4 protein-coding genes are annotated in these 4,941 nt (G+C 60.8%); 3 read left to right on the top strand and 1 reads right to left on the bottom strand.

Going from position 1 to position 4,941, the window contains the following annotated elements; all coding sequences use genetic code 11:
• On the bottom strand, nucleotides 1-1,333 hold a 1,333-nt coding region (locus JWR14_RS20335), incomplete at its 3' end, for an ATP-binding cassette domain-containing protein (protein ID WP_299710465.1).
• Nucleotides 1,334-1,489: 156 nt separating this feature from the next.
• On the opposite strand from JWR14_RS20335, the gene JWR14_RS20330 reads away from it, so the two are divergent.
• The 3 genes from JWR14_RS20330 to JWR14_RS20320 all read left to right on the top strand — a co-directional run bounded on the left by JWR14_RS20330 (nucleotide 1,490) and on the right by JWR14_RS20320 (nucleotide 4,927).
• The gene (locus JWR14_RS20330) at nucleotides 1,490-1,969 is read left to right on the top strand and encodes a glutathione peroxidase (RefSeq protein ID WP_299710462.1); all 480 of its coding nucleotides are present in this window, start codon (nucleotides 1,490-1,492) and stop codon (nucleotides 1,967-1,969) included.
• A 390-nt stretch (nucleotides 1,970-2,359) separates the two neighbouring features.
• Nucleotides 2,360-3,130: a FadR/GntR family transcriptional regulator gene (locus JWR14_RS20325; protein ID WP_299710459.1), complete on the top strand. Its 771-nt coding sequence runs from the start codon at nucleotides 2,360-2,362 to the stop codon at nucleotides 3,128-3,130.
• Nucleotides 3,131-3,214: 84 nt separating this feature from the next.
• Nucleotides 3,215-4,927 carry an IlvD/Edd family dehydratase gene (locus JWR14_RS20320; RefSeq protein ID WP_299710456.1) on the top strand — a complete coding sequence of 571 codons (1,713 nt, stop codon included), beginning with the start codon at nucleotides 3,215-3,217 and terminating at the stop codon, nucleotides 4,925-4,927.
• The last annotated feature ends 14 nt before the right edge of the window (nucleotides 4,928-4,941 follow it).

Here is a 4,941-nt window from a genome sequence, read left to right as displayed (position 1 = left end):
GCGCGAGCCGAGCCTTTTCTCCGCCGGAAAACGGCGCGATCTTTGCGGTCGCCATCTCGCCGGAAAAATTGAAGCCGCCGAGGAAATCGCGTAGTTCCTGTTCGCGTGTGTCGGGCGCGAGCCGGGCGACGTGCTCTAGCGCGGAGTCTTGGGGGCGCAGAGTTTCGAGTTGATGCTGCGCGAAATAGCCAATACGCAAGCCCTTACCCTCACGCACCGTGCCGCTCAACGCCTCAAGCGTGCCGGCCAGCGTCTTGATGAGCGTCGATTTCCCTTGTCCGTTCGCACCCAGCAAGCCGATTCGCTGACCGTTCTGGATGGACAGCGTGACGCTTTGCACGATCGGCACTTCACCGGCGTCCGTGTGATAGCCGCAGCGCACTGCCTCCATCACCATCATCGGGTTTGGCGCGGCATCGGGCGCACGGAACTCGAATGTGAAAGGCGAAGAGGCATGCGCCGGTGCGATGATTTCCATGCGCTCCAGCGCCTTCACGCGGCTTTGCGCCTGCTTCGCTTTGGTCGCTTGCGCCTTGAAACGGTTGATGAAGCTTTGCAGATGCTCGACCGTCTTTTGCTGCTTCACATACGCGCTTTGCTGCAACGCGATTTGTTGTGCGCGCAGGATCTCGAACTGGCTGTAATTGCCGCCGTAACGCTTGATCTGCCGGCTCTCCAGATGCAGCGTGACATTGCAGACTGAATCAAGGAATTCGCGATCGTGGGAAATCACGATCAACGTTCCTGGATATCGATGCAGCCAGTCTTCCAGCCAGATGATCGCGTCGAGATCCAGGTGGTTCGTGGGTTCGTCGAGCAGCAGCAGGTCCGAGCGGCACATGAGTGCTTGCGCCAGGTTCAGGCGCATGCGCCAGCCGCCGGAAAAGCTTGCCACCGGTTCCTTTGTTTGCGCGAGCGTGAAGCCCAGGCCGATCAGCAGGGTTTCGGCGCGGGCGGGCGCGGTATAACCGTCGGCGTCGGCGAAAGCGGCGTGTGCGTCGGCTTCAGCAGCGCCGTCATGAGCCGCCGATGCGGTCGCAATTCGCGCTTCGATGCGCCGCAATTGCGTATCGCCGTCAAGCGTGTAGTCGAGCGCTGTGCGATCCACGGCCGGCGTTTCCTGCGCGACGTGCGCGATTTGCCACGACGGCGGCATCGAGAAATCGCCACCGTCCGAGTGCAGGTCGCCGCGCAGCACGGAGAAGAGCGTGGACTTCCCCGCGCCGTTAGCGCCGATGAGCCCCGCCTTTTCGCCAGGATTGAGCGCGAACGTGGTCTGTTCGAAGAGCGGTTTGGTGCCGCGGGCAAGGCTGAACTGGTTGAAGCGAATCACGGCGTGGAGACCCAGGCAAGTACGGGAAAACGCTATTTTAGACCGGCGCGGGTGGTCCCCACCGGCTCATTGACATTGGCACGCCGTTAGCCGTTCGGCCGAGTGTTTTTTGACCCGGGTTTCGCTTAGACTGGATTTTTTCAGGCGGAGCATCGAATGAACTCTATCTACTCGTTTTCGGCGGTTACCCTGGGCGGCGAAACCGTCAGCATGGACAGTTATCAGGGCAAGGTGCTGTTGATCGTGAACACCGCAAGCGAGTGCGGATTCACGCCGCAGTACAAGGGTTTGCAGGAGCTCTACGAACGTTATGCGGATCGCGGGTTTGAGGTGCTGGGTTTCCCGTGCAATCAGTTCGGCAAGCAGGAACCGGGCGATGCGGCGCAAATTGGCAGCTTTTGCGAGCAGAACTATGGCGTCACGTTTCCCATGTTTGCGAAAGTCGACGTGAACGGGGCGAACGCGCATCCGCTGTTCCGTTACCTGACCGAGGAAGCGCCGGGCGTGCTGGGGACCGAAGGCATCAAGTGGAACTTCACGAAGTTCCTGGTCGACAAGGAAGGCAACGTGATCACCCGGTTTGGCTCGGTGACGAAGCCCGATGCGATTTCCAGCGATATCGAAAAGCTGCTCTGACGTCTGGTTGGCGTTAGCGGCTTGATCCATTGGGATGAAGACTTTGGCCGAGTGCGTGGCCATTGTCTGGCTTCTGGAGGGCGTCGTCCGGCCGGGCGTCGCCGATCAAAACATTCTTACTATGCGTTCCCGGGCAACCGTCCGGCCGCTTCTGCACGCCTGTAGCGTTCGGGAACAATTTGCGTCCGAGGTGCGCGTCATGGCGCTTTAGGGCTCGGCGACTCTCCAACCGGCCCGCTGCGACCGGTAACGGTTTTCGTCCAATTGCTGTGAGTGTGAAATTATGTCGTACATATTTCATCTTTTGCGGGAAAATTATGTATGATTTAATTTTTCGACCCACACCCATTTGCCGCCGCGATGAAACCAGAAAACGCAGGCTCGCCGACCATGACGAAACTGCATGAGGCGATTGTTGTCCATCTAGTCGACGCGATTGTTTCGGGCGTCTACGCGGTTGGCTCGTCCTTGCCGAACGAAATGGAACTCGCCACCGCGCATGGCGTAAGCCGTACGGCGGCGCGCGAGGCGATGCAGAAGCTCGCTTCACTCGGCCTGATTGAGAGCAGGCGACGCAAGGGCGCTACCGTTCTCGCGCGTGAATCGTGGAAATTGCTGGATGCGTCGGTGTTGGACATGGCGGTCTTGCGCGTGGAGGACGTGTCGTTTTTCCAGGCGCTGGTCGAAGCGCGTCTGCTGATCGAACCCCGTGCTGCCGAACTCGCTGCAGCAAGGGCTTCCGAGCGTGATCTTGACCGTATCGAAGCCTCGCTGAACGCGATGGCCAGTGAAGCGGACGGCACGCGCGGCGCTGGCTGGGCGGCGGCGGATGTCGCTTTTCACGCGGGCATTATCGAAGCGGCAGGGAATTGGGTCTTCACTCAACTGATTGGCACGGTCCGGGCCGCGCTGGACGCAGGCATTCGCCTGACCGGCAAGCAAGCGCTGTCGGCAGAGGCGTCCCTGGAACAGCATCGCACTGTATTCGATGCAATCCGGAGCCGCCGGCCCGCAGAGGCGCACGCGGCAATGACGCGACTGTTGCTCGCCACCCAACGCGACTTCAACGCGCTGGAGAAGGGCGCGGCTCGAGCCGCGGTTGCGGGCATTGATCAGGCGAGCGAGGCGGATTCACGCGAACAAGAGCAGGACATTGGGTAAATTTGGGTAATTGCGCTCGGTCCGCGAACCGGCACGCCCATCCTTCACAGCACCCCACAACGGCCCTCCGCCAGGAGACAAGACATGCGCAAACTTCGCTCGCAACAATGGTTCGGTACACACGGCAAGGACGGTTTCATTCACCGCTCGTGGATGAAAAACCAGGGCATTCCCCACGACAATTTCGATGGCCGTCCAGTGATCGGCATCTGCAACACCTGGTCTGAACTGACGCCGTGCAACGCTCATTTCCGCGAGTTGGCCGAATACGTGAAACGGGGTGTTCGCGAGGCGGGCGGACTACCGCTTGAATTCCCGGTGATGTCCCTTGGCGAGTCGAACCTGAGACCGACCGCCATGTTGTTTCGCAATCTCGCCTCCATGGATGTGGAGGAGTCGATTCGCGGCAATCCGCTTGACGGCGTGATCCTGCTCGTCGGCTGCGACAAGACCACGCCCGCGTTGCTGATGGGCGCGGCGTCGTGCAATCTGCCCGCCCTCGCCGTATCCGGCGGACCGATGTTGAACGGCCGGTATCGCGGCAAGCCTATCGGCTCGGGCACGGGCGTTTGGCAGATGTCGGAGGAAGTGCGCGCAGGCACCATGACGCAAGAGGAATTCACTGAAGCCGAGTCGTGCATGAACCGTTCGCGCGGACATTGCATGACGATGGGCACGGCCTCCACCATGGCGTCGATGGTCGAGGCGCTCGGCATGGGCTTGCCGCACAACGCGGCCATTCCCGCCGTCGATGCCCGCCGTCAAGTGCTGGCACATATGGCGGGCCGGCGTATTGTCGATATGGTGCATGAAGACCTCACCATGGACCGGATCCTCACGCGCGAAGCCTTCGAGAACGCAATTCGCACGAATGCGGCGATCGGCGGATCGACGAACGCGGTGGTGCATCTGATCGCACTCGCCAAGCGCATTGGCGTGCCGTTGACGCTTGACGATTGGGAACTGGGTTCGGACGTGCCATGTCTCGTGAATCTCCAGCCGTCGGGTGAATATCTGATGGAGGACTTCTACTACGCGGGCGGCTTGCCGGCCGTGCTGAAGCAGCTTGGCGAACAGGGTTTGCTGCACAAAAACGCGCTGACCGTGAACGGCAAGACGATCTGGGACAACGTGTCCAATGCCCGCAACGACGACGAAAAAGTCATCACGCTGTTTGCCGCGCCGTTCAAGCCGAAGGCGGGTATAGCCGTGCTGAGGGGAAATCTCGCGCCGAATGGCGCCGTGATCAAACCGTCGGCGGCAACGCAACATTTGCTGAAACATCGCGGCCGTGCGGTCGTGTTCGAGAACGTGGAGGAGTTGCACGCGAAAGTGGACGACGAAGCGCTTGATATTGATGAGCACTGCGTCATGGTGTTGAAGGGCGCGGGGCCGAAGGGCTATCCGGGATTCGCTGAAGTCGGCAACATGCCGCTGCCGAAAAAAGTGCTGCAGAAGGGGATTACCGACATGGTGCGCATTTCGGATGGCAGGATGAGCGGCACTGCCTACGGCGCGGTGGTGTTGCATGTGTCGCCGGAAGCGGCGGCGGGCGGCCCGCTCGCGCTCGTGCAGACCGGCGACATGATCGAACTCGATGTCGAAGCGCGCCGGCTGCATCTGGAAGTATCCGATGAAGAACTCGAGCGGCGACGTGCGTCGTGGACCAAGCCGGCGTCACCATTGCGCGGTTATGTGAAGCTCTACGTCGATCACGTGCTGCAGGCGGACCAGGGCGCCGACCTTGATTTTCTCGTCGGCTCGAGTGGCGCGCCTGTGCCGCGCGATTCTCATTGAACATTGGGGATCAG

Source organism: Caballeronia sp. (genome assembly GCF_028292365.1).
GTDB lineage: Bacteria > Pseudomonadota > Gammaproteobacteria > Burkholderiales > Burkholderiaceae > Caballeronia.
The sequence above is the reverse complement of the archived record's forward strand: the minus strand, read 5'-3'. Positions and strand labels throughout refer to the sequence as shown.

What these genes read in the sequence shown, in the direction of transcription:
- JWR14_RS20320 (WP_299710456.1), top strand. Translation starts at nt 3,215, where the DNA reads ATGCGCAAACTTCGCTCGCAACAATGGTTCGGTACACACGGCAAGGAC.
- JWR14_RS20325 (WP_299710459.1), top strand. Translation starts at nt 2,360, where the DNA reads ATGACGAAACTGCATGAGGCGATTGTTGTCCATCTAGTCGACGCGATT.
- JWR14_RS20330 (WP_299710462.1), top strand. Translation starts at nt 1,490, where the DNA reads ATGAACTCTATCTACTCGTTTTCGGCGGTTACCCTGGGCGGCGAAACC.